The sequence below is a fragment of the Bacillus arachidis genome (assembly GCF_030285945.1).
GTDB lineage: Bacteria > Bacillota > Bacilli > Bacillales > Bacillaceae_G > Bacillus_A > Bacillus_A arachidis.
The window spans coordinates 2,246,441-2,271,721 of the sequence record NZ_CP127376.1 but is presented as its reverse complement, the minus strand read 5'-3'; the positions used below and the strand labels follow the sequence as shown (position 1 = coordinate 2,271,721).

24 protein-coding genes and 3 pseudogenes are annotated in these 25,281 nt (G+C 33.9%); 9 read left to right on the top strand and 18 right to left on the bottom strand.

Annotated features, from left to right (window positions below):
- Nucleotides 1-228 precede the first annotated feature (228 nt).
- The gene (locus tag QRY57_RS13150) at nucleotides 229-732 is read right to left on the bottom strand and encodes a GNAT family N-acetyltransferase (protein WP_286017673.1); all 504 of its coding nucleotides are present in this window, start codon (nucleotides 730-732) and stop codon (nucleotides 229-231) included.
- Between the two features lie 242 nt (nucleotides 733-974).
- Nucleotides 975-1,283: a luciferase domain-containing protein gene (locus tag QRY57_RS13145; RefSeq protein ID WP_026590812.1), complete on the bottom strand. Its 309-nt coding sequence runs from the start codon at nucleotides 1,281-1,283 to the stop codon at nucleotides 975-977.
- Nucleotides 1,284-1,556: 273 nt separating this feature from the next.
- Here QRY57_RS13145 and QRY57_RS13140 point away from each other — a divergent pair, with 273 nt between their 5' ends.
- Together QRY57_RS13140 and QRY57_RS13135 are read left to right on the top strand one after the other, a co-directional pair.
- Nucleotides 1,557-2,198, top strand: a complete 642-nt coding sequence (locus QRY57_RS13140) for a cupin domain-containing protein (RefSeq protein ID WP_286017672.1) — start codon at nucleotides 1,557-1,559, stop codon at nucleotides 2,196-2,198.
- 314 nt (nucleotides 2,199-2,512) lie between these two features.
- On the top strand, nucleotides 2,513-2,680 hold the full coding sequence (locus QRY57_RS13135) for a hypothetical protein (protein WP_170833629.1): 168 nt from the start codon (nucleotides 2,513-2,515) through the stop codon (nucleotides 2,678-2,680).
- A 119-nt stretch (nucleotides 2,681-2,799) separates the two neighbouring features.
- Here QRY57_RS13135 and QRY57_RS13130 read toward each other — a convergent pair whose 3' ends face one another.
- From QRY57_RS13130 to QRY57_RS13110, 5 genes and pseudogenes are all read right to left on the bottom strand, one after another.
- Nucleotides 2,800-3,684 carry a GNAT family N-acetyltransferase gene (locus tag QRY57_RS13130; protein WP_286017671.1) on the bottom strand — a complete coding sequence of 295 codons (885 nt, stop codon included), beginning with the start codon at nucleotides 3,682-3,684 and terminating at the stop codon, nucleotides 2,800-2,802.
- 443 nt (nucleotides 3,685-4,127) lie between these two features.
- A complete protein-coding gene (locus QRY57_RS13125; protein ID WP_286017670.1) occupies nucleotides 4,128-5,324 on the bottom strand; it encodes an MFS transporter in 1,197 nt (398 codons plus the stop codon).
- A gap of 149 nt (nucleotides 5,325-5,473) precedes the next feature.
- Nucleotides 5,474-5,890 carry a MarR family winged helix-turn-helix transcriptional regulator gene (locus QRY57_RS13120; protein WP_286017856.1) on the bottom strand — a complete coding sequence of 139 codons (417 nt, stop codon included), beginning with the start codon at nucleotides 5,888-5,890 and terminating at the stop codon, nucleotides 5,474-5,476.
- 159 nt (nucleotides 5,891-6,049) lie between these two features.
- Nucleotides 6,050-6,654 (bottom strand): annotated as a pseudogene (locus QRY57_RS13115) (PRK06770 family protein).
- Between the two features lie 474 nt (nucleotides 6,655-7,128).
- The gene (locus tag QRY57_RS13110; RefSeq protein ID WP_432804088.1) at nucleotides 7,129-8,049 is read right to left on the bottom strand and encodes a CPBP family intramembrane glutamic endopeptidase; all 921 of its coding nucleotides are present in this window, start codon (nucleotides 8,047-8,049) and stop codon (nucleotides 7,129-7,131) included.
- Between the two features lie 422 nt (nucleotides 8,050-8,471).
- Here QRY57_RS13110 and cspD point away from each other — a divergent pair, with 422 nt between their 5' ends.
- Both cspD and QRY57_RS13100 read left to right on the top strand, forming a co-directional pair.
- Nucleotides 8,472-8,675 (top strand): cold-shock protein CspD, encoded by a 204-nt coding sequence (cspD, locus tag QRY57_RS13105; RefSeq protein WP_026590805.1) that lies wholly within the window; start codon nucleotides 8,472-8,474, stop codon nucleotides 8,673-8,675.
- An 88-nt stretch (nucleotides 8,676-8,763) separates the two neighbouring features.
- Nucleotides 8,764-8,949, top strand: coding sequence for a cold-shock protein (locus tag QRY57_RS13100; RefSeq protein ID WP_000286200.1), 186 nt, complete (start codon nucleotides 8,764-8,766; stop codon nucleotides 8,947-8,949).
- An 81-nt stretch (nucleotides 8,950-9,030) separates the two neighbouring features.
- Here the strand turns inward: QRY57_RS13100 and QRY57_RS13095 are convergent, their stop codons facing one another.
- Nucleotides 9,031-9,585, bottom strand: a complete 555-nt coding sequence (locus QRY57_RS13095) for a GNAT family N-acetyltransferase (RefSeq protein WP_026590804.1) — start codon at nucleotides 9,583-9,585, stop codon at nucleotides 9,031-9,033.
- A gap of 742 nt (nucleotides 9,586-10,327) precedes the next feature.
- Between QRY57_RS13095 and QRY57_RS13090 the strand changes: the two genes are divergently transcribed.
- On the top strand, nucleotides 10,328-11,290 hold the full coding sequence (locus QRY57_RS13090) for a VOC family protein (protein WP_286017668.1): 963 nt from the start codon (nucleotides 10,328-10,330) through the stop codon (nucleotides 11,288-11,290).
- 647 nt (nucleotides 11,291-11,937) lie between these two features.
- Here QRY57_RS13090 and QRY57_RS13085 read toward each other — a convergent pair.
- From QRY57_RS13085 to QRY57_RS13070, 4 genes are all read right to left on the bottom strand, one after another.
- Nucleotides 11,938-13,338: a protoporphyrinogen oxidase gene (locus QRY57_RS13085; protein ID WP_286017855.1), complete on the bottom strand. Its 1,401-nt coding sequence runs from the start codon at nucleotides 13,336-13,338 to the stop codon at nucleotides 11,938-11,940.
- Nucleotides 13,339-13,689: 351 nt separating this feature from the next.
- Nucleotides 13,690-13,839: an aspartyl-phosphate phosphatase Spo0E family protein gene (locus QRY57_RS13080; protein ID WP_026590802.1), complete on the bottom strand. Its 150-nt coding sequence runs from the start codon at nucleotides 13,837-13,839 to the stop codon at nucleotides 13,690-13,692.
- A gap of 271 nt (nucleotides 13,840-14,110) precedes the next feature.
- Nucleotides 14,111-14,620: a GNAT family N-acetyltransferase gene (locus tag QRY57_RS13075; RefSeq protein ID WP_208018900.1), complete on the bottom strand. Its 510-nt coding sequence runs from the start codon at nucleotides 14,618-14,620 to the stop codon at nucleotides 14,111-14,113.
- Nucleotides 14,621-14,689: 69 nt separating this feature from the next.
- Nucleotides 14,690-14,941: a cold shock domain-containing protein gene (locus QRY57_RS13070; RefSeq protein ID WP_286017667.1), complete on the bottom strand. Its 252-nt coding sequence runs from the start codon at nucleotides 14,939-14,941 to the stop codon at nucleotides 14,690-14,692.
- A gap of 177 nt (nucleotides 14,942-15,118) precedes the next feature.
- Here QRY57_RS13070 and QRY57_RS13065 point away from each other — a divergent pair, with 177 nt between their 5' ends.
- Entirely contained in the window at nucleotides 15,119-15,694 is a 576-nt protein-coding gene (locus tag QRY57_RS13065; protein WP_286017666.1) for a histidine phosphatase family protein, read from the top strand.
- 83 nt (nucleotides 15,695-15,777) lie between these two features.
- On the opposite strand, the gene QRY57_RS13060 is transcribed toward QRY57_RS13065, so the two are convergent.
- The 3 genes and pseudogenes from QRY57_RS13060 to QRY57_RS13050 form a co-directional block, all read right to left on the bottom strand.
- Nucleotides 15,778-16,251 (bottom strand): GNAT family N-acetyltransferase, encoded by a 474-nt coding sequence (locus QRY57_RS13060; RefSeq protein WP_243765371.1) that lies wholly within the window; start codon nucleotides 16,249-16,251, stop codon nucleotides 15,778-15,780.
- 143 nt (nucleotides 16,252-16,394) lie between these two features.
- A pseudogene (locus tag QRY57_RS13055) lies at nucleotides 16,395-16,562 on the bottom strand (histidine phosphatase family protein); the annotation flags it as partial.
- A gap of 85 nt (nucleotides 16,563-16,647) precedes the next feature.
- Nucleotides 16,648-16,794 (bottom strand): annotated as a pseudogene (locus tag QRY57_RS13050) (EamA family transporter); the annotation flags it as partial.
- 585 nt (nucleotides 16,795-17,379) lie between these two features.
- Between QRY57_RS13050 and QRY57_RS13045 the strand changes: the two are divergent.
- The 3 genes from QRY57_RS13045 (at nucleotide 17,380) to QRY57_RS13035 (ending at nucleotide 21,303) form a co-directional block, all read left to right on the top strand.
- The gene (locus QRY57_RS13045) at nucleotides 17,380-18,636 is read left to right on the top strand and encodes a serine hydrolase domain-containing protein (RefSeq protein WP_286017664.1); all 1,257 of its coding nucleotides are present in this window, start codon (nucleotides 17,380-17,382) and stop codon (nucleotides 18,634-18,636) included.
- A gap of 150 nt (nucleotides 18,637-18,786) precedes the next feature.
- On the top strand, nucleotides 18,787-19,524 hold the full coding sequence (locus QRY57_RS13040; protein ID WP_286017663.1) for a ZIP family metal transporter: 738 nt from the start codon (nucleotides 18,787-18,789) through the stop codon (nucleotides 19,522-19,524).
- Between the two features lie 78 nt (nucleotides 19,525-19,602).
- On the top strand, nucleotides 19,603-21,303 hold the full coding sequence (locus QRY57_RS13035) for a pyruvate oxidase (protein ID WP_286017662.1): 1,701 nt from the start codon (nucleotides 19,603-19,605) through the stop codon (nucleotides 21,301-21,303).
- Nucleotides 21,304-21,349: 46 nt separating this feature from the next.
- On the opposite strand, the gene QRY57_RS13030 is transcribed toward QRY57_RS13035, so the two are convergent.
- From QRY57_RS13030 to QRY57_RS13020, 3 genes are all read right to left on the bottom strand, one after another.
- Nucleotides 21,350-22,351, bottom strand: a complete 1,002-nt coding sequence (locus QRY57_RS13030) for an ABC transporter permease (RefSeq protein ID WP_286017661.1) — start codon at nucleotides 22,349-22,351, stop codon at nucleotides 21,350-21,352.
- A 1-nt stretch (nucleotide 22,352) separates the two neighbouring features.
- Nucleotides 22,353-23,219, bottom strand: a complete 867-nt coding sequence (locus QRY57_RS13025; protein WP_286017660.1) for an ABC transporter permease subunit — start codon at nucleotides 23,217-23,219, stop codon at nucleotides 22,353-22,355.
- A 181-nt stretch (nucleotides 23,220-23,400) separates the two neighbouring features.
- The gene (locus QRY57_RS13020; protein ID WP_286017659.1) at nucleotides 23,401-25,281 is read right to left on the bottom strand and encodes an ABC transporter permease; all 1,881 of its coding nucleotides are present in this window, start codon (nucleotides 25,279-25,281) and stop codon (nucleotides 23,401-23,403) included.

The window sequence follows — 25,281 nt, the reverse complement described above, 5'->3', positions numbered from 1 at the left end:
TCTCCTCTTTAAATTACATTTTTATGTATCCGTTTTCATTATAAAACAAAATACGCAATCGCTTGCATGAAATTATGCATAATATTAAATGAAATGAAAATAAACAAGCTAGATTAATTAACTTGTTTATTTTCAAATCCAACTGCATATTTTCTACTTTCACATACAAATTTAATCTCTTATTATACGGACCTTATTACACTATTATTATAATATTTCACTCAAATATCAAGAAATCCTTTTACCAAGAATGATTAAATCCCTTTCTATTCCATCTAATTCTGCAACGTTAGGCAAATGCGCCCATTTTTCAAAATCAAAACAAGAAAATAACTGAAGACTAGCTTTATTATGAGCAAATATAAATGCTAATAATGTTTTAATCTTGAGTTTCGGACAAGTATCTAACACTTTTTGTAAGATATATTTACCTATCCCCCTACCTCTATGTATTTGATGAATGTATACACTTATTTCAGCTGTTCCATTATAAGCAGGTCGACCGTAAAAGGATTGAAAACTAACCCATCCGCATATCTCACCTTGCGATTCTATTACCCATAAAGGTCTAAAAGAAGGTGAATGTTCATGAAACCATTGTTCCTTGCTCGTAACAGTAACAGGTTCTGTATCAGCAGTTACCATTCTGCTTGAAATAGTTGAATTGTATATATCCACTATACTAGATAAATCACTAATTTTTGCATCTCTAATCTTAATATCTTCTTTCATAAACACCTCATACTCCTTAGTCAATATTCTACTTTTTCATATATTAACTGAATTCCTACATACAATTCAAAAAAGTTTTGTAATTCATCTAATATTTTTCCTATTTCCTTAAATATGTACGTTTCACATCTATTCTTACTTTGTAAAAGCAAAAAATAATCAGAATTTCTCAGCGATTTACAAAATAACTAGGTATTTATACCTAGTTATTTTGTAAATGAAGTACCAACTTCAACTTTTCTCTAATTTTTTACGAATCTATCATACTGCATCCGAAAAAGTTCAATGACAAACGGCAGATCCTCTACGCTTTTTATATGATAACTAATCCATCCTGATTCAGGTAATACATGATGTGGACTTACTAATCCTTGATTTACTAATTCATCCCGTTTTGGTTTTGGAAATGGAAGGTCTGCTAATTTGTCACCATGAAGATGACCTAACTCTTTCTTTTTATAATTGAATTCAATTCCCCCAAAGCGATGTGGCTTTTCAGAAACACCCTCCCAGCTCAGTACTTCTTTTCTAATCATTTCACTATATGACATGATCATTCATTCCTTTATCATTTGGATGTAAGAATACAATACCTTTTTTCTTTAAGTGTTACATCACTCAAGGGTATCAATGTATTTACGAAAATAGTTTGATTTTTACAAGGTAAATGAAGCCTATGCTTTTTCAAAAAACATCATTTATTCATTCTAAATCTATTCTTTATATACGAATAGGTAAAATCAATCCTGCACACTAAAATAACTAGACTCATATCCTAATCCATGTATTTAACCCTATTTCAAAAGAGAAAGGTAGGAAAATCAATGACTTCCAATATAGATCACACTTCTCCCTCTGTCCGTTTTACTCATGATTTAAGTACAAGTAATTTTTTTAAAAAAGATGCACAAAATTATATAAATGTACTAGGGATTAAACAATTAAATACATTAGACAATACATCTTTATTAGATATTTTTTTAAGCACTGGTAATGTCGTTGAGCCACATGTACATCAAAATGCTGCTGAACTTGTTTACTGTATTTCTGGAGCAGCTATTGTATCCATACTTAACCCATTTACAAATCAACTTCTTAATCTTCCTATTAAACCAGGTCAAGTGGCTAACGTACCCCAAGGTTGGTGGCATTATGAAATTGCCTCTGTAGATCATACACATTTATTAGCAATTTTTAACGCTCCTACACCAGAAGTTATATTTGGCTCAGATATTTTAAGACTGACACCATCAACTGTAATGGCTCATACCTATTGTCTCGATGAACAGGAGTGGAAGAAAGCGGTATCCCCTATTCAATCAACTACCGTAATTGGGCCTCCGGCAAACTGCACTCAAAATCGAAATACTTTGTACAATACACCACATCAAAATCCCCCCTATTCCGAACAGCCACCTTCATATTACCAACAACAGTTTCCATTTCATCCATATTGGGGGTATTAATAGGAGAAGTTAGCATTGAAGTGTATTTATATATCAACAGCGCAAATATATTCTTTATCTAGTAAATCAGAGTTTAAGTACCTTTCACTTAAGATCCTATAAAAATTATATTGCACTTTACTTCGGTTAATAAGATGAAAAATGAGTTCTAAAAAGATGTTTACTTACTCTGTAAGCATCCTTTTTGTTCTTCAAAATCTTGTATGTACGAATCCTCTCATATTTTCATTATATTCATTACCTTATACTACAGTAACGATTAATAGAGTTTTCACATATACTATACTATATATCAAACTGGAGGTGATGGTATCATGAATAAAGAGTACGATTCTAACAATTATTCTTCTAACAAAGATTCTTCTAATAATAAAGATATCCGCACTTCATCTTCACAATCTTCCAATTATCAATCATCACAAAGCCTATATCGCCAAGGATATGTAAAGAAAAAAGGATGTAATTGCGGTAAAAACAAATAGAATTTTCATTTTATCTAGCATTAAATTTACTGTGTACACATCAAAAAAGAGCATCCATAACAGATGCTCCTTTTTATAAAAATAAGTAACTAGTTATTAATTATAGATTAAGATTCTATTTAAAATTCTGTTAAAATTGGAAACTTATATCCATTCAAATCAAACTTTTCACTGTCGCGAATCATTAAGTACTTTTCAGACTGAAACTCTTTGCACGCTACCTCTTCAATACCTAATTCATCAGGATAAAAGTAAAATTCAATCTCTGTAAATGGTTCAGTTATTTCGGCACAAACATCATCTAAAATCGGAATAATTTGTGCAAAAACACCAAATAATTTTAACACTTGATCTTTCACTTCAAATGCAATAAGTGCGTCCAGTTTCTCTGAATAATATAGTTTTTCATTCCATTTCACATCGTACATATTAAAATAAAAAGAAGACTGATAGTTTAATGGTGAAAATTCCATCGAAAGCTGTTGGGCGTTTTGTATTATTTCTTTTATAAGTTGCCCATCTTCTTCATTATAAAAATCTAATTTTCGAAGTGAAGATGAACGAGATTGAATTTTATCATATAATAACGTCATCAGATGTTGTTGTACAACTCGAAAACCAAATGGTTCATATAGTTCCGGTTTCTCTGTAAATAACATTGCACATTCATATTGTTTATCTATTTCTTGTAATACTTTACCAAGAAGCTGCTTCATCAAACCTCTTCTCCTATATTTTGGATGTGTCATGACAGATTGAATACCAGCTGCATAAATCTGCTCTCCTTTTATAAACATTGGTAACGCAAACATCGACACATTTGCAATTACTTGCCCTTCTTGTAAATAAGAAAAAGGTTTGTATGTAGCATCCCAAAATCCATTGGATTCAAAGTTTTGCAACGTTTGAACAGGAATATGAAACACCTCTTCAAATAATTGAAACAACAATTCCTTTTTTGGTTCTTCCATCAAAAAGTTTTCAGAAAGAATAAGATTCCCCATATTGTTCCTCCATAAGTTCATTCCTATTAATGTAATCGTTTTCTATTGTGTTTAAATCAAAGAAGTTCACTTCTAACTCAACATATTATCACAAAATATACCAAAATAAGTCAAGAGTTTCAATATAACTTTAAGGACAAATCCGCTCCTTTTTCCCTCTTTATAATCTATCTAAATCCTATCAAATGAATATTTTTTATTCTTGATGTTTTTTGCTCCATAGAATCTTTGTTCCTAGATAACAATGTTTTTTCTAGTTGCCAAATTAGACTTTTTTGAATAGTTATCACCTGCTTATCTTCCCTGCTTTTCTCTAAATCTTAAAGACGATTACAAATAGCCAGATACATAAAAAGATGGTGAGTTGATTTTCCTTTACGCAAGAAATCAACTCACCTTGTTCATTTGAGAATATGTTTAAGTTGGTAGGTATACTTTCCCTTTTACATACTTCTTTCCTTTTTATTAGACATAGTCTTTTCCTTAACAAGAAAATAAATCATCGGCAAAACAAGTAAACTAGCAATTGCGCAAATAATCCCTAAAGTAACAAATGGAAATCCTTTACTCAAGGTAAACGATGAAACACTCGAAGCGATCGTCATTCCAATATACATTGCAGAACTATTCAACGCCATAACTGTCCCTCTAATTGCTGGACTTAATTCAGAAATCAAAGCTGTTAGTGATGCTTGACCAAATCCAATGAATAGGCTCCAAACCATATGTGCCATAATCGCGATTTTGATATTATCAATATAGAGTGAAAATGTAATTACACTAACTGAAGCGATAACACCCGCAATGGAAACCACTATTTTTTTCCCTATTTTATCTGCTAATTTCCCTCCAACTATATTACCAATTACACTCCCTAAACCAGCAAAGAATATTACAATTCCAATCTGTCCAACTGTAAATCCAAAATTTCTTTCATAATACACACCTATGTATGAGAACATACCATGTAAGCCAACAGTCCATAAAAGTGTTGCTGATAACGCAAAGAAAATAGAAAAATTCGTGAATATCACTTTATATGATTTCAACATTGCTTTCGGTGCAGAAACTGATAATTGATTTTTCGGTACCTCTTTTTCTAACAATTGACTTGCAATTATCGTAACAAGCAAAGTCAGTAATCCAATGATATAAAATGTCCATTGCCAGTTTCCTACCTCAGATAAAAACGCACCGATAGGCACGCCTAATACCGTTGATCCAATCATCGCTCCCATAATCATTCCCATCGCTTTTCCGCGAGACTCGTATGGTACTTTATCTCCTACTAGTGCAAATACACTTGGCATGATCATCGCACCTGATAAACCAGTCAATCCACGGAACAATAAGAGTATTTCAAAACGATTCATAAGCCCAGTACAAAATGTAGTGATTGAAAAAATAATTAGCCCTATAACGATCAAATGTTTTCTCCCTACTTTATCAGACAATGGTCCAAAAAATGGAGCCGCTATCCCATAGCACAGTGCATAGGCTGTAATTAAAAGCCCTCCTTTTTCAGCAGGCATTCCTGTTGTTTGTGAAATCATAGGCAATAATGGTGAAACGATTAAACAATCTAAACCAATAAAAAACGCAATAGCCGCTAAAATACACAACATTGATTTTCCTTTCATCTTTTTCCTCCTCTTTTATTTCATATATGAAATAAATTACTAAAATTTTCCTTTCACCTCAAACTTTATATATATTTTTATTTCATATATGAATTATTTATATAAAGAAAAATGTAACAGAAGATGTTACACTTTTTCTTATACCGCAATTATACTAAATGGTGCTTCCATTTTAATAATAGTTCTTGCAGCTTTCGTTCTTCTTCATCAGTAAAGCAACTGCAATTTTCTTGTAAAAATTTCGCATACTTCCCATCGACTTGCTCTCTAGTTGTTTCTCCCTTTTCAGTTAAATAAACAAGTGTTTCCCGTTGATCATTTGGATTTTTTTCCGTTGCAACATATCCATCCCTCTTCATTCTTTGAATCAGGGTGGTCATATTGCTTGGAACACATCCCATATTTTCAATTAACTTCGACATCGATACCTTTCCAGATTTCGCAAGTACTTGTATTACACCAAATTGGACATAACTTATATCATACTCTTCTATCGCCTTATCCAAATTTTTTTGCAATTGATGATAAACCTCTCGAATACTTCCGTATAATTCCCTTTTTTTCATATCCATTTGAAAAAGCCTTTCTTTTTTATTTCATATATGAATCTTATTCTCCTATATTTCATATGTCAAATAAAACAACCTTACCTTGGTATATTTCTCCACCAAGATAAGATCCTGAACAATCTAATATTTTCAATATAATTATGTATATTTTACAAGTTATTTTTCCCCTTGTTCCCCACCCGCTATTAACGTACTTCCTGAAAATGTCTCTTTTTTTATGAAGACTTTATTAATTAAATCTTTCTGCTCATCCTGTGACATTATCCCCTTACCTTCACCAAGATTACCGCTTTGTAATTTCCAAATCGTATTATGATCAGCATCAACTTTCTCGTATTTTCCTTGCTTCCATCTTTCTAAAATACCTATATATGTACTTTTTTGATTCATATTGCCACTCTTAACAATCTCAATTAAACTTTCAATTCGTTCTTGTGTTATAAAAATATAACCCCATTTTTGATCCGCTTTTACTTTTTGATGTGCCATTTCATGTAATGCAGTCTGTACTTTTTCATCAGTCCACTTAAAGTCTTTATTAAAATCACTATTCGGCAATGAATAATTCCATTTTCTAAAATTTTCGCATTCTCTGTTTTTACTTTACTATCAGCTAATACTTCCACTGCTGGAGCTGCAATTGGTGTTTTTTTAGCGGTTGGCTTACTATTATTGAGATAGTACAAGATTCCATAAGTTAGTGCCACGCCAATTACTGCCATCCCAGCAATTATCCCTAGTATTTTTAATAGTGTTTTCATTGAACACATTCCCCCTCAACATTCCATCACTCATTTTCCTTCTAGTGATTTCGTTTTTTAAATGTACTCGTTATAAATGATTCGTTGAAGATGTTTTTTCATAAAAATTCTCCCCAAAAGTATTATTTTTATCAGTTCATTCCCTATGTTTCCTTTTATTGTATTTCTATTCCATTTCATATTGCAAGATTATTCTGTAAAAAGATTACAATTTTCTAAAAATTCAAATTACATTCCACACACTCTATCTCTTTTCAGCAAAATACGATTAGCTTTATCTTACCTATATATAAAATCAATTGAATTAGAAAAGCATTTTTATTTTAAATCCATTTAAATATATGATAGGCGATGCTATTACAAATTTGGACCAAGGACATATGGATTTTTGACAATTATTACACTATGTTCGCTCAATAAAAAAACAAACAATCCGATCACGGCTTCGATACTTACGGTGAATTTTCACCCTCATCACAAACTATCCATATTATGCTGTTTCGATCGTCTGCCCCACAGTTGTTTCCATAATACTATTGAGGCAACCGCAAGCATAATTGTTGTAATTACACTTCCTTCAATTCCAAAAGTTCCTCCATGTAACGATTCTGGTCCTCTTGTTGTTGATTTAAACAAAGGTGTAGAGTATATTGTTGTACCACTTACCGCAAAACCATATATATTATATTGAGCCCAGTTCCATATAGAATGCCAAGCGCATATTCCCCAAAGGCTATTCTCTTTTAATACATAGAACGCTGCAAATACACCAACTAATATGATATTTGATATAGAAAGAATTGTTATGCCTGGATTTAACAGATGGAGAAATCCAAAGAGAAATGATGTAACAACAATCCCAATCCATATCCGACTTCTAACTGAAATAACTGGAAATAACCAACCGCGTACAACAATTTCTTCTGCGGCACCTTGTACCAAAAACGCGATTAAAGAACCTAATATTCCTAATATGAATGTACTTGAAATCTGTTGCACATGTAAGGTAACAGAACCACTTAAAACTAAAATTAAAACTGGTATTGTTATAAATATAAAACCAATAAAAGCTCCACGTAAATATTTTTTCAAAGCATTATCTTTCCAAAAACCAATTGATGAAAATCGACGTTTTTCCACAAAACGAACCCATAAAAATACAATTAAAATCGCTCCACCAAATGTCAATAACATCCTTACATTATCATAAATCCCCTTCATAAATGTCGTTTCTGCTTTTGGTAAAAATAATATAAATACCATAAACAATTCGCCAAGAGTCAAAAATACAACCGATAATATTACTGCTAAAATTGGATGTACTTTCTTTCGACCTTCCTTGGCTGCTTTAATTGTTTTAAATCGACTATTATTCAAAACTACTCCTCCCTCCATCACTTACAAACACTTCCTATTTTACATTAAATTTACTATATTCAATAAAAAGAAGGCAACAAGAAATACCATTCCTAATCATCTGAGGCACTTTATACTAGGCATACTACATTGAAAAGACCTATTTTTATACCTAATTAATAAAGAACTTAAAAACATAAAATACAATCACTGTACCAGTAGCATGATTGAAGCACCTCCCTTACTCCACTTACTTCCAGCACTTGCTATTTCTCACCATTTGTTGTAAGATAGGTCTTAAGGTCAAATTTATAGACGTTTCACTTTGCATATTATCAAGCATCTATTAAGGATAATACGTATTCATAATTGATTTTTGATAATATGTGAATTTTTATTTTCGTTGAAATAAGACCGATCATATTGTAATTTATTTTTCTTATTTTTAGGAGGCTCTTACCATGACATTAACAGGTAAAGTAAAATGGTTTAACAGCGAAAAAGGTTTCGGTTTCATCGAAGTTGCAGACGGTAACGATGTATTCGTTCACTTCTCTGCTATCACTGGCGAAGGTTTCAAATCTCTTGACGAAGGTCAAGAAGTTAGCTTCGAAGTTGAAGAAGGCAACCGCGGACCTCAAGCTAAAAACGTTGTAAAGCTATAATTTAAACAATAAAAAGGTTGTTACCATCGCACGGTTAACAACCTTTTTAATATATAATTAAAAAATTTTACATAAAAGGAGTGGTCACATGTATCGCAATCGAAAGAACGATGTAGCAGAAGTACCACCAGAACAAACCCCTGTTTGGGAATGTGAATCAGAGGATTGTCTAGGATGGATGAGAAAGAACTTTTCATTTGAAGAAGAGCCAAAATGCCCTTTATGTAAAAGTAACATGAAAAGCGGAGAACGTTTATTGCCTAAATTAGGTTAATGGTTTCATATCCCTCTTGTCTTTGGATGAGAGGGATTTTTATTATTCCTTTCCATAACTAATGCGAAAAAACCATGCATATTATATATCATGGTTCCTTTCCAAATCCGTTCGTATTATAGAATAGATACACGCATCATGTTGTTTTTCGCCTTGTTGAATATACCCGCGCAGTATTCCTTCTTTCTGAAATCCTATTTTGGATAGCATCTTACATGAGATGACATTTTCAGGATATGTAATTGCTCCAATTCTAAATAAATCTAATTCCTGAAAACTATAAGTAATGATTTTTCTAGCAGCTTCTGATGCGTAGCCCTTTCCCCAATGAGAAGGATGTAAATCATATCCAATCTCAGAACGTTTACTCCAAAGTTGTAAATTATTCAATCCAATTGTACCAATTAACGTACCTGTTTCTTTCAATACAATTCCCCAGCGAATTGCACGTTTTTCAAAATAATTTTTTGAAAAAGACTCAATCATACGTGAAGCCTGTCCAAATTCTGTAAAAGAATTCATTCCATAATAACGCGTTACTTCTTCAAGCGAAAAGATTTCATATATTTTTTGACAATAAGATTGATCAATTTCAACTAAACGTAATCGTTCTGTTTCTAAAACAGGAAATGTCATTAAAACCCTCCTTTTCTTTCTACTCGTTTATTATATCAGAAAAATCTTCTCTTACTGGAAAATTCACCATAAATAAAAAACCTGTTTTCAAAATACATGAATCAGGCTCCTTAATGATTTTCTTAATTTATTCGGTTTATACACAATATTTCATTCGTTTTAAACCTAACACAATAATAATCAGAATTTTTATCTTTCAGACATTTTAACATAACTGAATTTTGCTTACAAATAAAAATATTATATAAATATTTCAAACTATCCATTTCCCTTTTTGATGATTTTTCTGTCTTCATGCTATAGGTATTTGATTTAAAAAATGATTTAGACTATTTCCGTAGTCTTTTCAGAATAAATTAGTTAAAAATAAAAGACTACATACTATATGCGAAAGAGTATAAAACAAAGGAATTATATAAGGGATTAATTGGTTCTGGAGGAGGGCTTAGCCTATAGCGGGAGGTGTATCCGCAGATGTAAAGCATCGAGGTTCTTAAAAATAAGAATAATTAACTAAACAAAGGATTATAAATTGGGGTATCACCATATTGCTGTCAACTTAAGAAAACAAGTCACCCCAAAAATGATAAATAAGCTTCTTTGTTACAAGAAAGCCTAAAAATTTCGTTCTAGGGGTGCAATAAAACTTTAGCTTGATGGCTATGTGCCTTTACACCAAATTGTTCAATGCAATTAAAATAAACTTTTCTTTTGTTACAATTATTGAATTCAAGGAGAGTGGATGCAGATGCATGCTGAAATCAAATTCATTCATCACGTCGGCCATATAGTCTCCGATATGGAAGCTGCACTAGAGCTGTACAGAAAATTGGGATTTATCTGTTCGCCGCCGTCCTATCCGGCGATGGCTGAAAATGAAGGAGAACCTCCGAAGCCATTCGGAGCAGCAAATTCGCATGCCGAGTTTTTAGGCAGCTTCATCGAAATCGTAACGGTTGCCGAGAAAGATGCGAGGATTCCGATCAATGCAAAACTCGTTCCGTTGCAAGCATCACCGGATGTGCTCCAAGTAATAATCGGAAAAATCAAACGCACTGTCGATACTGTATCTAGATGTCTGTCCCGTTATGAAGGAGCGCATATTCTTTGTTTCGGTACCAAGGATGCCGACCAGACAGCGGACCGTTTCCAACGGAGTGGAATCAGTCATGGCGGCGTTAACACCGTGCAGCGACCTCTTGAGATGTCTGGGGGAATTCAACTTATTCCCGTGCGCTATTTGGAAGTTGATGGGGACAACGTGCACGAAGGTCGTCTGGCTGCAGCAGAAAACCCACCCTTAGCCATAATGGAGGAGCAAATACCTCCGAACCATCCGAATGGGGCAACGGATCTAGTCGAATCAATCTTATGTGTAGACGATTCTGAGCTGGATGAATTCACTAGGCGATATGGCCGATACTTGGATTGTGAGGTCCGGACGGATGGAGTGACACACATCTTCAACTTGGAAGGGGCTCGCATCACAATCGTTCCCGGATCGCGGTTGTCAGAGCTGCTACCAGGAGAGATTGCACCCCCAATGCCAGGATTCGCCGGGTACGCGGTAGCAGTGAGCGATATCTCCCACACTCGAAGTTATCTCGAAGAGAACGGTTTACCGGTAGCGGAGACGACCTCGGGCGACCTCTTCGTACCGGCGGCCTCGGCGCTCGGTACTGCTATCGTGTTCAGGAAAGCGTAGCTGCGAAAAGCAAATAATCCGCGTTAAATTGAAACAGGGGTAGATTAAGACTTAAAAAATACTAATTTCCTGTATGTTTAGAAATTCTAATAAACTATAACCATGAGAATTAACTGTAATACTCATATATTGTTTCCTTTCTTGATAAGATACAATCCGTTATACGTAGTAAACAAAAAGGCTAATCCCTGAGTGAACTGTACCCCGAATCGTGGACACTTAAAAAAAGTTCATGATTCGGGGGTTTTGTGTATTTTGACACTCATTCATTATTATAATGGAAACAACGATAAAAGTGAGGTACGGGAAATGAGTAAAATTATTTTTAATGAAATGCAAATGAAACAACTAGAGAAGAATGAAAATCTCGTGAAGGTATCAGAACGTTCTTCCTGTAAGTGTTTTAAAAAGCACAAAACAACTGTTTACGGTATAAAAATAGTGCTATTATCAAGAGTGATTTTTTATTTTCCCCTTAGGATAGCACTACACTATATTAAAAAATAGTTACAGACAGTGAAACTACAGGTGCAGACACTCTAATCAAAGTTAAATAATAAACGATATGTACAATTTTTAGTAACAACAGACAAAATCCCCTTTCTTTTACTAGAAGGGGATTTTGTCAAAAAATATTAAAGGTTACATTACTCAGTACGGTTATTCAATGCGTTCATAATCTTCTCTGCTGTTTTCTTTCCATTTCCTATACAAGCTCCAATACCTACACCATAGTATGAAGCCCCAGCTAGATACATATTTGGAAAAGCAGCTGATAATTTCTCATTTAAAGATTGAACTGCGTGATTATGTTCTAAATGATAATTTGGCATTAAATCTTTCCAGTCCGTAACTTCAACAGTTTGCGGCTTCCCTTGAATCCCAAGGCTTTTCTCAATGTCAGATAAAGCAACTTGGACCAATTCTTCCTTACTTTTTTGTTTCATTTTTTCATAAGCAGGATTGGAACTTTTATAAAACATTCTTACCAATAATTTTTGTTTATCTGATGTATGCTTCCATTTCCTACTCGTCCATGTACATGCATCACAATGTAAATCACTATTTTCTGAAACAATGAAACCCGTACCATCTGCAGGTAATTGTTCGTCAGGTATTTCAAACCCTAAATAAATGCTAATAAGAGAGGAATTTTTCAGCTTATTGAAATCATCATCTAATTCATTAGAACTTAATACTGTTTGTGCAACATCATGTGGAGCAGCTAAAACAACGTAATCTGCTTTTATTGTCTCTTGATTCAAAAAAGAAACTTCATATCCGTCGTCAACTCTTTTTACATTCGTCGTTGTTACTCCTTTTCGTATGTCTGTCCCAGTCAATTTTTCTTCTAAACGATTGATAATCGTAGAAAGACCCTTTTTAAAAGATAAAAACTTCTTATTCCCAGCAGTCTGAAATTGTTTTTTATTTACTTCAAACCCTTTCATAATACTGCCATATGTATTTTTGTAATCAAGTAAATATGGTAATGTAGATGCCATTGTAAGCTCGTTCAATTTACCGGAATAGACTCCCGAAAGAACTGGAGAAATTTGTTTCTCAACCAACTCTTTCCCTAAAAAACTTTCTAAAAATACAGCAAGTGAGGTATCTTTCGTAAAACCTTTGTTCTTTGTAATAAAGTCTTTCAGTGCAATGATTTTGCCTTTCGTTGAAACTAACGTACTACTAAATAGCGACTCTACACTCATTGGTATACCAAATACTGTGTCAGCAGGAATCGGATGTAACATATCATTTGAGTAAATATAAGAAATACCCGTTTCGTTGTATACTAATTCCTCTTCCAAATGCAACTCTTTTACAAAGGGCAAAACATTTTCGTTTCGAGCAACGATTGAATCAGCCCCTGCTTCTATAATAAAATCTTTTTCTTTCACACTGTGAATTTTCCCGCCTAAATATTCATTTTTTTCTACAAGGATTAATTCTAAATCTATATTGTAATCCTTTTTTAGTTTTTCTAAGTAATACATCGTAGAAAGACCTGTAATCCCTCCACCTATGACAACAACTGTTTTCATACTTGCTGCGCTCCTAACCGATACGATAATAAATTCCTTTATTATTATAACCAAAAATTCGCTTTCTCGACTAGCAGCTAATAAAGTTCTTAAAATGTACATATTATTTCCACATATACTTTTAACATGTCTAACATTTAATTGTTTAAATATTGAAATTTTCTTTATTTTAATATTTATAGTTGTCTAGGGAATCAATTCATAAGGAATTGTTAAAAGATACTCACCTTTTTTCAAGTGTTATCCATACGAGAAAATGAATGTAATTCTAAATTCTTTGTGTATTATGAGGTTCAGAACGTTGATGTTATATTACGAAAAATGGTATTCACGACAAATTATAATAGCTTCTTATTTTAATAACATTATATAGTTAATTAATTTATCTAGTTCTTGACTTACTGTAAGTACTTCTTCATGTTGAAATCCATAATTAGATACTAGTGTAAATAGTTCTTCTTTTTTCATTTCAATGATTTGCTCTAAGTTTCTCAGCTCCATATCGTATTTAATCGCTCCAATTTAAAATGTATGTACTCTAGTATAGAGTATTCACATAATAAGTAAAAGCTTCATTTTCAATTCAATATGACATCTTAAAAACAAATGAGTGGAACTATATACTATGTCAAAATAAAAATTACACTTCATCGCACAACCAACATATCTTACTTAACAATCTCACCGCAACAAAAAAGCATGACCATCTTATATCATGCTTTATGTCCTTTAATATACATCTTTTTGTAAATTCCTTGTAATTATCCAATCTTTACGTATGTGCAATTAAACCATTTGGCCGAAAACGACTCATCATGAGTTCATCAATGAACTTACCGTGAGATTTTAAACTCCCCTTTTTTATACCTTCATCTTTAAACCCAAACTTTTCATATAGTGCTTTTGCACCAGGATTTATTTCCAAAACACCAAGTTCTACTCTCTCTAGCATTAACCAATTATCTGCAAGATCCAGCATTTTTGTTAATAAAGCTTTTCCGATACCTTTATTATGATATCCACTGTCTACACCGATAAATAAATCTCCCGAATGTGACCTTCTTCCTTGTCCTTGCGTTAAACCAACAAATCCTACTACTTGCCCGTCATATTCTGCAACAAATTCAAATTGATTCGGCGCTAAATTTCGAATTCTATTTTCCATCGCATCTACTCGCATACTAGGTAAGAAAACCATATAAGGCAAAACATCATTTTGGATGCATATACGATGAATTGCTTTAGCATCTTGTATCTCTACTGCACGAATTATAACTTCCATCTTATTCTCCCCTTCCAATCCATACAATAAAGATTCTTTATAATACAAAAAAATCCTACTTGAACATGGTTAATTTGATAGAATTACAACATTTCTAGCAGTTTTTGATTGTTCATTTAACTTTGGCATTTCAATTAAATGAAATGAAACTCTCTGCCCTTGTAAAAGGTATCTAAAACCATCAGGAAACCTGCTTGAATCAGGTGTGATTGAGCTAAAGTGTACAAAAACGTGACTCTCCTCTATTCCATCTATCAAAATACTCCCATAGCCTTCATCTTGTTTAAACCATTCCACAATACCTTCGCATTTTTCTTTCATCTGTATCTCCCTTCATTTTCTAAAATCTAGGCTGAAAAATAAGGAAACATCCTGTAAAAAGAAAACGCTACTCCTTCCGCTCTCACATGTCCATATTTATTTACAATCTGTTGAAATTTTTTTCAGAATTATTATATAATTACCAAGGTAAATCTATTATTGTAAGGGGGATACAAAATGACAACACTAGGAATCATTCGGCACGGCAGCACACACTGGAATAAAGAAGGGAGAGCTCAAGGTAATTCAAATATCCCACTTGATCAAGACGGACTCTCTGATGCTTATAAACTAGCAGAACGTTTAGCTACAGAAAATTGGGATTTAATCTATTCTAGTGATTTACTAAGAGCAAAGCAAACCGCCGAAACAATAGGAAAAAGCATTAAAAATATAGAAATCCATTTAGACCCTAGACTTCGTGAAGTGGGTGGTGGAGAAATCGAAGGAACAACTGAAGAAGAACGAATTTCGAAATGGGGAAAGAGCTGGAGAGAACTCGATTTAGGAATCGAAAGTGCTGACAGTGTTAAAGCGAGAGCTTTACCATTTATTGAAGACATTACATATAAACACCCTAACAAAAACATCTTAATCGTTAGTCATGGCTCATACATTAAGCATCTTCTTAAAGAATTAGTACCTCATTTGAGCACGACAGATTCTCCAAAAAATACATCCATAACTAAAATTAAAAAGCTAGAAAATGGCTGGGATTCAGAATTATATAATTGCACGGTGCATTTAGATTAGATGTTTAATATTCAAAAAAGAAGACTTTAGCAACAGGTCTTCTTTTTTATTTTCTAGTTGCTTACTAAATATGATGCCAATTATTATACAGTACTTAAATCTTTTCCCATTATAACATAAGGAACATCATCTTTACTTGGATGAAATGGTTCCATTATATTACTCCATTCTAGTTTCTCATATAACGAACGAGCATGATTGTTACTTACCTGTGTCGTCAAAACACTAGTTTTATTGCATATTCCATCTAATAAATAATTATGTAATGCAGTTCCTACTCCTTTTTTCCGATAATCGGAATGGACCGCTAATTCAACAAATTCAAAACAATCATGTAACCATCGATCCACTTGTTTCGAACTTAATGCTTCCCTTAACAAATGATTGTAGTACTGCCCTTCTAAAGATTCATATCCATAAACAAAACCGATAATTTCATTCTCATCACTTATAGCTACTATACCCTTGAAATTCTCATAATCTATATGTCTTGTAATTCTTTCTACCATTTCATCAAAATCTTTTCCTTCATGCACCATGCAGTACAGTTTGGACATGTTTCTAATTAGAGTTTCATCTTTCTGTATTGGTACTATATTCACCACAAATCCCCTCCTAATAAAAAAGCATAGTAATTATTTATGTTTATAAATAATTATAAAATAAAGAATATTAAAACGAAATATTTTATCTAGAATTCTCTTTCTTGTGGTGAGGAGAATACATAATCAAACTTTATGTTTTTAAGCTTATCTCTTAAATACTCTGCTTGCTCTATGCCATATTCATTTAATGGCAACCCCATCCTCCCTTGAAGTCTTCCTTCTTTGTTCATATCTGTTTGTCCATGTCTAATCACATAAATCATTTCTTGACTCTTCCCTTGATTTTTTTTATAATCTTAACATTTTTCAGTAATCAATAACAATAATAGACCATAATCCTATGATTCGTTATTTCTTTGGTTGTAATAGAAATAACGTTAGACCAATTAAGATAAGTACAATACCTATACCTTGTTGTAAAGAAATAGTCTCATCCAAAATGTAATATGCAAGGATACAAGTTCCGATTGTTTCTCCTAATATACTCATGGAAAGAAATCGATTTTTTTCTTTGATTTATTCAACTAAAACATCTATTTGTTTAATAAAAATGAGACCAACACTTTCTTATTTCATCATCTTTTTACCGATATACTTTCTTTTAAGTAAACTTCTATTAAAAGCATAATAGAAGTGATTTTAATAATGATTCACTCTCAGTAACAAAGAGTTTGGCATTTCAATATGAAAATGTGTTAGCTTTAATTTCTATGTCGAGTTTACCATTTTCATCAACTGATTTTATCGTTATTACAGTGTTCCCAGAATCCCCCTTTTAACCTAAACCGTTTCTCATTTTGTGTCTCACATTCTGAACGATTTCAAAAGTAACTGTTACTACAAGAGCTGTAAACCTACATAAACAAGGTGCGTTTTTTATTAATTACAAAAAGATGTGTTACTTTGTTACTTTGCATGGTTACTCTTTTCCCTTCTCTCCACAACTGAATATATATTCTATCTTTAATATCAATCTCCTTTCCTTCACTAAACAAAAAGGATTTACATATTTTAGTGAAGTATTAATATACATAACAATATTTTAAAATATTATAATTTAAACACTAAGGGGATACAACGATGGAACAAACCATTCATATTGACGGTTTCGTCAAACCTGGATTTGAAAAAGTTAAACATGCATTTATAGAGAATTTTACAAACCGTGAAGAATTAGGAGCTGCTTGCTGCATCTATTATAACGATGAGTGCGTTGTTGATCTATGGGGCGGATATCGTGATCATCATACAAAAAAACGCTGGCAAGAAGATACAGCAATTCTCATTTTTTCTGCAACAAAGGGATTTGCTAGTCTTGCATTGGCCTTAGCGCATTCAAAAGGTTATATCGATTACGAAGAGAAAGTATCTACTTATTGGAACGAATTCGGAGTAAATGGAAAAGAAAACATCACAGTCCGGCAGTTGCTTGGACACCAAGCTGGGTTATGTTGTATTAACAAATTACCATTATATACACTTGGTGATTTTGATACGAAGCACGTTGCTCCTTATTTAGAAACCATGAAACCAGCTTGGGAACCCGGCACAAGACATGGCTACCATACATGGACAATCGGTTGGTATATAAGTGAATTAATTCGTCATGTAGATCCAAAAGGAAGAAATTTGACTCATTTTTTTAGTGAAGAGATTGCACAGCCTTTACAAGCAGAAATGTATATTGGTATACCCACTTCACTGCCAAATGAACGTATAGCGACTATTAAGGGAATCCAATCTATCTTTGACATATTTAAAAGCTTTGGCTCTTTCCCGAAAAGCTTACTATGGGCATTTTTGAATCCAAAATCCTTAGCAAAGCGTAGCATGGTGGATCCAAAAGGGTTACTTGCACATGATAACTTCAACAAAAGAGAATTACGAGAAATAGAATTTCCATCTGGAAATGGCATCGGTGTAGTGCGTGATATGGCAAAAATCTATAGTGAATTTGCTAATGGTGGCCCCATATTAGGTTTAAGCCCATATACTTTAAGTGAACTATCGAAACCACCTGTACAAACGAACGGTTGTTGGCGTGATGTTGTACAAACCGTAGACACCGCTTTTACATTAGGCTTTTTCAAACCGTTAGAAACAGGCTCTCACTATGGAAATTCCTCATGCTTTGGACATCCAGGTGCGGGTGGCTCTTTATGTTTCGCAGATCCAATCAATCGAGTTGGTTTTTCTTATGCAATGACACGCGTTGGTATGCAAATGTTTGATGACCCAAGAGAAACTTCTATTCGAAAGGCATTTTATGACACCATTTCACAATCCCAAAAATCACCCAATGCCTTATTGACAGTGATATCAGATGTTACTAAATAGATTGATCTTAAAGAAATTTAACCTTTTATTACATACATCATCATTACCAGATTTAAGTTATATAAAAAATTACTTCCAAATAAGTTGGACTAATCTCTTCTTTCACACAGTAAGCTGAAAATGAAGGCTAGAAAAATGGAGTGTGATTATATGGAGCGACTATGGTTTCCAATGATCGTTACGTTTTTTTCGTTTGGTGGATTACTATTAGGTGGCGCAGTTGGACTTGCCACGCATCAACTTATCGAAGAAAAAATGCATCGTTTATACGCGCTATGTGGAGGCATTTTATTTGGGTTATTATCGCTAGAAATAATTCCAGAAACTTTTTCAAGCTATGAAATCATTGGCCCCACGCTCGGCATTACCATTGGTATATTACTTATGAGTTTACTTGATAATTATTGCCATCACCCTATCATACATAGAAAAGAGCAGCAAGCATGGCAAACTTTTTTATTTCTCTCCTTCGCTATTTTTATTCACAATATGCCGAGTGGTATTGCATTAGGAGCTGCTTTTACAAATCATGACGAAACTGCAATTCCGTTCTTATTTGCGATTGTCACACACCATATTCCAGAAGGATTAGCTTTAATCATTCCTTTTCTATTTACACAGCATAAATATATTTCATTTCTATTAACAATCTTGTTATTATCGATTATCCTCGGTACTGGTACAATCTTTGGGGTGATGATGCACGGGAAAGCACTTCACTTACAAGGGCTGATAATGGGGAGTGCAATCGGTTCTTTAGGTTATGTCACAATACATGAGATGTTATGGAAGGCTAAGAAACACCTTTCTCCTCTCCCCTTCCTTTCTTGGTCTATTAGTGGATTTTTACTCATAACCGTTTTTATTCTTTTCGCTGACCATCATTAAAATAAGGATTCATTTCTTGTATATTTTACCTATTTATCCAAAACATAATAGTATCTCAATGCATAAGGAGGATCTATTATGTTTCGTAAAACAGCCGGTGAAACACTTGTTGATTTACTTATCGATTGGGGCGTTGACCACATTTACGGCATGCCTGGGGATTCAATCAATTCTATTATTGAACCGCTTCGAAAGAAACAAGACAAAATCAAATTCATTCAAGTTCGTCATGAAGAAGCTGGTGCTTTAGCAGCCGCTTCCTATGCAAAATTAACAGGTAAACTCGGCGTTTGTATGGCAATTGCTGGTCCTGGAGCGATCCATTTATTAAATGGATTATATGATGCAAAACTAGATCAAGTGCCAGTTCTCGCAATTACAGGGCAAGTTGAATCTGATTTACTCGGAACAGGATTTTTCCAAGAGGTAAACTTAGAAAGAATGTTTGATGATGTCGCTGTCTATAATCAGCGAATTATGTCAGCTGAACAACTCCCTGCCGTTGTAAACCAAGCGATTCGGATGGCATATACAAAGAAAGGTGTATCTGTTCTTACTATTCCAGATGATGTTCCGAAGTTTGAAGTGGAAGCTGGTGCACGTATAACAAGTTCTTCTTTTACGTTTCCCGAACTCTTTCCACAAGAAGAGGATCTAAAATTGGCAAAACTAGCATTAAATGACGCAAAGAAACCTGTTATTTTAGCTGGAAAAGGAGCAAAACATGCGAAGGAATCTTTACTTGCATTTGCAGAACATATTGGTGCCCCTATTGTTTTAACACTACCAGCAAAAGGAATTATTCCTGATGAACATCCTCTCTGTATAGGCGGACTAGGATTAATTGGGACAAAACCGTCTTACGAAGCAATGAAGAATGCGGATACATTAATCATGGTCGGAACTTCTTACCCTTTCACTGGCTTTTTACCCGAAAAAGCAAAGACGCTTCATATTGATACAGATCCTGCACAAATCGGAAAGCGTTATGCGACAGACATCGGATTAGCTGGTGATGCGGATAAAACATTGAAATGGTTTTTAGAAAATGTGGAGAAGCATAACGATCATTCATTCCTAGAACATCATCAAGAATTGATGAAAAAATGGGAAGAAAAATTGCATAACCAAGAAGAGGATTCTTCCACTCCAATCAAACCACAAAGAGTTATGCATGCCTTGCAACATGTTGCTCATGATGATGCCATTTTATCAGTTGATGTTGGGAATGTCACAGTATGGGCTGCCCGTCATTTTCGGATGACGAACCAACAATTCATCATCTCAAGTTGGCTGGCTACACTCGGATGCGGTCTACCTGGCGCAATTGCTGGGCAACTTGCCTATCCAGATAAACAAGTCTTTGCAATTTGTGGTGACGGTGGATTTGGAATGACGATGAATGATTTTGTCACTGCAGTAAAATATAAGTTACCAATTATTGTTGTTGTCTTAAACAACAATAAAATCGCTATGATTAAGTTTGAGCAAGAAGTAATGGGAAATGTTGAATTTGGTACAGACTTAACAAATCCTAATTTTGCAAAATATGCAGAAATATGTGGCGGAATTGGATACCGAGTAGAACATATTGATGAATTACTTCCTGCCTTTGAAAATGCTGTTAAGCAAAATAAGCCTTGTATTATTGATGTAGTAGTAGACGTAAATGAAGCACCAATGCCTGCAAAAATTACATTCGGACAAGCAGCTGGATATACGAAACACATGCTAAAAGAGTTGTTCGAAGAAGGAAAAATTGATTTACCGCCTTTGTAAAATCGAAAAAAGATAGATGAAAACAAATTGTTCTCATCTATCTTTTTTATTTAGATACTTCTTGATGGAAAGAAAAATCTTCTCTTTCACTTTTCACCTGTTTCTCAACTTTCTCTTCTTTCTTTCCTACTTTCCTTCTTCTCAGATTTCCTATACCAATCGATCCTTGCAGACTATTACTAATAAGATTTCCTGCCAAGATAGTCAAGCTATAGAAAAACATCGGTATAAGAACAATCCAAGTATGCGTGGTCAAATGGCGAAAATTTTGTCCAATCAATCCTGTCCATTCCTTCGTCACACTATCTACGTCACCGGTAAATAATATAGTTCCTCCAAAGAATAACTCCAGTAAGCCAAGATGCATAAGAAGCAGCAACATACTAACAAATTGCTGGGCAACAAGTAAGAAAAAAGATGGTACAAGATGAGGCCATACATGGCGACGTAATTGATGCCATTTACTCCCCCCAAGAACAGTTGCTGCCATCATAAACTCTTCTCGTTTTACACGCTGTACCTCTTGCCCTGTATACAGCATAACAGTGGGCACAGCCAAACATGTGAGAATACTAATCTGAAACAGAACTCGTATTGTGAAAGGAGCTGGAATAGTACCATTTTCAAAGAATAAAACTTCTCTTAACATAAAATACGAAATCATAATCATGGGAACAATACTAAATGGATCAAAAAATGCAGAAATAACCGAAAAAGAACGTTTACTATACATGCCAAGAAGTAACCCTAATCCTCCTCCAATGATAACCCGCAAAATCGCAACAATTAAGCTTGCACCAATTGTCCATTTTGCACCTTCTATTATTAATTGGAATAAATCACGCCCTTTACTATCACTCCCAAACCAAAACTGAGATGATGGAGGAAAAGGCGCTGCCTCTACTTGTCCTTTTTCGTTATACAACATCGTTACTTCTCGAATTTCTCCATCGAAAAATAGAGTATTTCCGATACTGACAAGCATAAGTCCGCTTAAAAAAATCAAACCAATCCAAAATCGCATGTCATATTTTAACCTTTGCCACATATTACACACGCTCCTTTATCACATTTTGCATGAGCGTATGTAACAAGCGAAATAAGAAGAAAATAGGGACATATAATAGAACTAAGCACACAGTAAACACTTCTATTTTCGAATTTTCTTTTACGAATACAAGCATGCCATATGTATTAAAGAGCCATTCAATAATATAAAGATTTGATAACATGAATAAAATATTCGTTTTTGCATAGTAAACTGTAGTGAGTAACACGTTTCTTGAAATATGATGCGTTAATATATGCCGTAAGCTTAATCCCTTACTTTTCGCAAATAAACTATAGTCTTTTTCTGACTCTTCTCTAAAACGGAGTAATAACAATTTAATAAATAGTAACGTTGTCGGTAATGTAAGGCACAAAATCGGTAAAAGACGCACCCTTTCTCCGGACATCCCCGCAAACTTCACTGGCATCCATCCTGTTTTTTGAAACACAATCACTACCAAAAGTTGTGATAATAAAATAAGTAGAATATCCGGAATACTTTCAAGTGTAAGAAAAACCCCATTCCATACGCGTTGCCTAATATGAGAACGCTGCAATACCCATACAACAAGCACGTACGCTATAAATAGCGATAGTAGAAAAGACGAAACAAATACTAGCATTGTCTCCATATAATGTATCCAAATTTGTGGAAATAGAGTCCGAGAATCACGAAATCCATACATAATCTCCCCTGGATGAAGTAATTTCTCACCAAGATATAAAATCGTTTTTCCATATCCAATAGGATCCATTTGTAATCCTTTAAATAAACGGGGGAGTGCCCCTAAACAAAGAATACATCCCAGTGCAGCAAATAATTGCAAAAAAGTAATCCCCCACCACTTTCCAACTCGAAGTAACATAACATTCTCCCTTTCTGAACTATAATTTCATTTTACGAATTATTCAAAAAAATGCAAAATATATTTTCCAACAAAATAAATGAACGTGAATTCCACGTTCATTTATTGTTCCTCTATTAAAGATCAGAATCAGGTATTGCTAATCGTACATAAATCGAATTTTTCTTAAGGGTAATGAAATCTACTTTATTATTTGCTCTTTCGGCAGAACCATACTCTTATACAATTGAACTGTAATCCAGTAATAGACAACATAAATAATAAGAAAAATCCCAATCGGCATCCAAACTTTTACAAATGGATCAACTAAGAAGAGACGGAACAAGTTAAGCCCTACTAAAACATGTGCAATACCAATGATAGCTGGGAAAATAAAGAGATATGAAATCTCTTTATAGATGCTGCGTGATAACATACTACGTCGTACTCCAATTTTCCGAAGCATTTCGTAACGACGTACATCGCGAGAAGCTCCTGTTAATATTTTAAACATGAGAGAGCTCGCCATCATTGCTAAGAATGCAATTCCAAGGAAGAATCCCATGAACATCGTACCACTCATAAAACTATTCATAAATTGGTAAGTTGTCATTTTTGTATATAATTCTATTTTTTTGCCTGTTTCTTTTTCTACTAACTCTTTTTGTCGTTGATCGATATCCATTAATAAAGGTTTATATTTTTGTAAATCATCTACTTGCACTAGTGTGACACTATGTTCTGTTCCTTGAATATTTTTATATTGATTGTCATTTGCAATTCGTACAGGTTTTCCATTAAATTGATTATGTGTAACTTGAATTTCTCTTACAATCGCATCTTCCCAATCTCTTGGAATACGCGGGAGATTAGGTGAAGCGTCAGGTGCTTCCATAGATGTATATAATGATTCAGTTAAAGGTTCCTTTACGCGTTTACGTACAGGCTCTTTTACATTTTTAGTATCTTGATGATCAGAAATGAGCGGTGGTTTTGCAGTTAAATCGTTTCGTAAATAATAGACTGCTTCTCCGTCTACTTTATATTTATAAGTCCGCTGCTCTACAATGTTCATTTCCTTTAATGCAGCTTTATCTTTTTCATTCGGATCGTGAATTGTCACATCATAGACTCGAGAAAAATCCGTCATAATACCAACATTTTTTTGAAATGCCATTCCAGCTGTCATCGCTCCTGCACCAAGTGCAATTAGCATCGCTACAGTTCCAAGTACCCGTGATAGACTGTTGATCCGGAAACGAAGCTGAGCGTATGTAAAGCTATTTAAACCTGTTTCATTTCGATTTTTGTTACTTTTTAATCGTGTCACAAACAATGGTAGCAATGAACTAAAAATAAAATATGTCCCTGTCGTTGTAGCACCCGTTGCTAGTATAAAACCTATTTCACGTAACTTGTCTATATGAAGGATAGAATAGTATCCGGTTCCTAACAGCAGTACTCCCATTACAGTAAAAATGAAAACACGACGCTTACTCTTTTCTATTTCATCTTGTGTTTCATCTTCACGAAGTAACTCAAGTTCAGTTTTGCGCAATAAACGTACACTATTGATAAATCCAGTAATAATAAATAAGACCAAGAAAAATCCACATGTAACAAGAACTGCAGGTATATAAAATGGCGCATAGCCTTTTGCCGAAATCTCTAAACCATTCATTAAAAAATTTCCTGCTGCACTTGCTAGCAATATTCCTACAGTAATTCCGATAATAATGCTGATAATTCCCATGCCGAATGTTTCGATAAATAATAACTGAGCTACTTTTTTCTTCTTCGCACCGAGCATCATATACATACCAAGCTCTTTCCTGCGCAATGTAAGTAAAAAGGAATTCGCATATACGATATAAAAGACCGTAATGAAGGAAAGTAAGACCGCACCGACCCAAAATACAAGGCGAATACTACTAATCATACTATTATCTTTTGTAAATTGACTGTTGATTGCCATCGTTTGGAACATGTAGAAAATACTTATACTAATGACGAGACCAATAAGTAAAACTAGATAGTCCTTTAGCATTTTTTTCATACTATGACGTGATAATTTCAATAACAT

Coding starts and splice junctions, on each gene's coding strand:
- QRY57_RS13150 (WP_286017673.1), bottom strand. CDS start 732: ATGAAAGAAGATATTAAGATTAGAGATGCAAAAATTAGTGATTTATCT.
- QRY57_RS13145 (WP_026590812.1), bottom strand. CDS start 1,283: ATGTCATATAGTGAAATGATTAGAAAAGAAGTACTGAGCTGGGAGGGT.
- QRY57_RS13140 (WP_286017672.1), top strand. CDS start 1,557: ATGACTTCCAATATAGATCACACTTCTCCCTCTGTCCGTTTTACTCAT.
- QRY57_RS13135 (WP_170833629.1), top strand. CDS start 2,513: ATGAATAAAGAGTACGATTCTAACAATTATTCTTCTAACAAAGATTCT.
- QRY57_RS13130 (WP_286017671.1), bottom strand. CDS start 3,684: ATGGGGAATCTTATTCTTTCTGAAAACTTTTTGATGGAAGAACCAAAA.
- QRY57_RS13125 (WP_286017670.1), bottom strand. CDS start 5,324: ATGAAAGGAAAATCAATGTTGTGTATTTTAGCGGCTATTGCGTTTTTT.
- QRY57_RS13120 (WP_286017856.1), bottom strand. CDS start 5,890: ATGAAAAAAAGGGAATTATACGGAAGTATTCGAGAGGTTTATCATCAA.
- QRY57_RS13110 (WP_432804088.1), bottom strand. CDS start 8,049: ATGGAGGGAGGAGTAGTTTTGAATAATAGTCGATTTAAAACAATTAAA.
- cspD (WP_026590805.1), top strand. CDS start 8,472: ATGACATTAACAGGTAAAGTAAAATGGTTTAACAGCGAAAAAGGTTTC.
- QRY57_RS13100 (WP_000286200.1), top strand. CDS start 8,764: ATGTATCGCAATCGAAAGAACGATGTAGCAGAAGTACCACCAGAACAA.
- QRY57_RS13095 (WP_026590804.1), bottom strand. CDS start 9,585: ATGACATTTCCTGTTTTAGAAACAGAACGATTACGTTTAGTTGAAATT.
- QRY57_RS13090 (WP_286017668.1), top strand. CDS start 10,328: ATGCAGATGCATGCTGAAATCAAATTCATTCATCACGTCGGCCATATA.
- QRY57_RS13085 (WP_286017855.1), bottom strand. CDS start 13,338: ATGAAAACAGTTGTTGTCATAGGTGGAGGGATTACAGGTCTTTCTACG.
- QRY57_RS13080 (WP_026590802.1), bottom strand. CDS start 13,839: ATGGAGCTGAGAAACTTAGAGCAAATCATTGAAATGAAAAAAGAAGAA.
- QRY57_RS13075 (WP_208018900.1), bottom strand. CDS start 14,620: ATGGAAGTTATAATTCGTGCAGTAGAGATACAAGATGCTAAAGCAATT.
- QRY57_RS13070 (WP_286017667.1), bottom strand. CDS start 14,941: ATGAAAGAAAAATGCGAAGGTATTGTGGAATGGTTTAAACAAGATGAA.
- QRY57_RS13065 (WP_286017666.1), top strand. CDS start 15,119: ATGACAACACTAGGAATCATTCGGCACGGCAGCACACACTGGAATAAA.
- QRY57_RS13060 (WP_243765371.1), bottom strand. CDS start 16,251: ATGTCCAAACTGTACTGCATGGTGCATGAAGGAAAAGATTTTGATGAA.
- QRY57_RS13045 (WP_286017664.1), top strand. CDS start 17,380: ATGGAACAAACCATTCATATTGACGGTTTCGTCAAACCTGGATTTGAA.
- QRY57_RS13040 (WP_286017663.1), top strand. CDS start 18,787: ATGGAGCGACTATGGTTTCCAATGATCGTTACGTTTTTTTCGTTTGGT.
- QRY57_RS13035 (WP_286017662.1), top strand. CDS start 19,603: ATGTTTCGTAAAACAGCCGGTGAAACACTTGTTGATTTACTTATCGAT.
- QRY57_RS13030 (WP_286017661.1), bottom strand. CDS start 22,351: ATGTGGCAAAGGTTAAAATATGACATGCGATTTTGGATTGGTTTGATT.
- QRY57_RS13025 (WP_286017660.1), bottom strand. CDS start 23,219: ATGTTACTTCGAGTTGGAAAGTGGTGGGGGATTACTTTTTTGCAATTA.
- QRY57_RS13020 (WP_286017659.1), bottom strand. CDS start 25,281: ATGTTATTGAAATTATCACGTCATAGTATGAAAAAAATGCTAAAGGAC.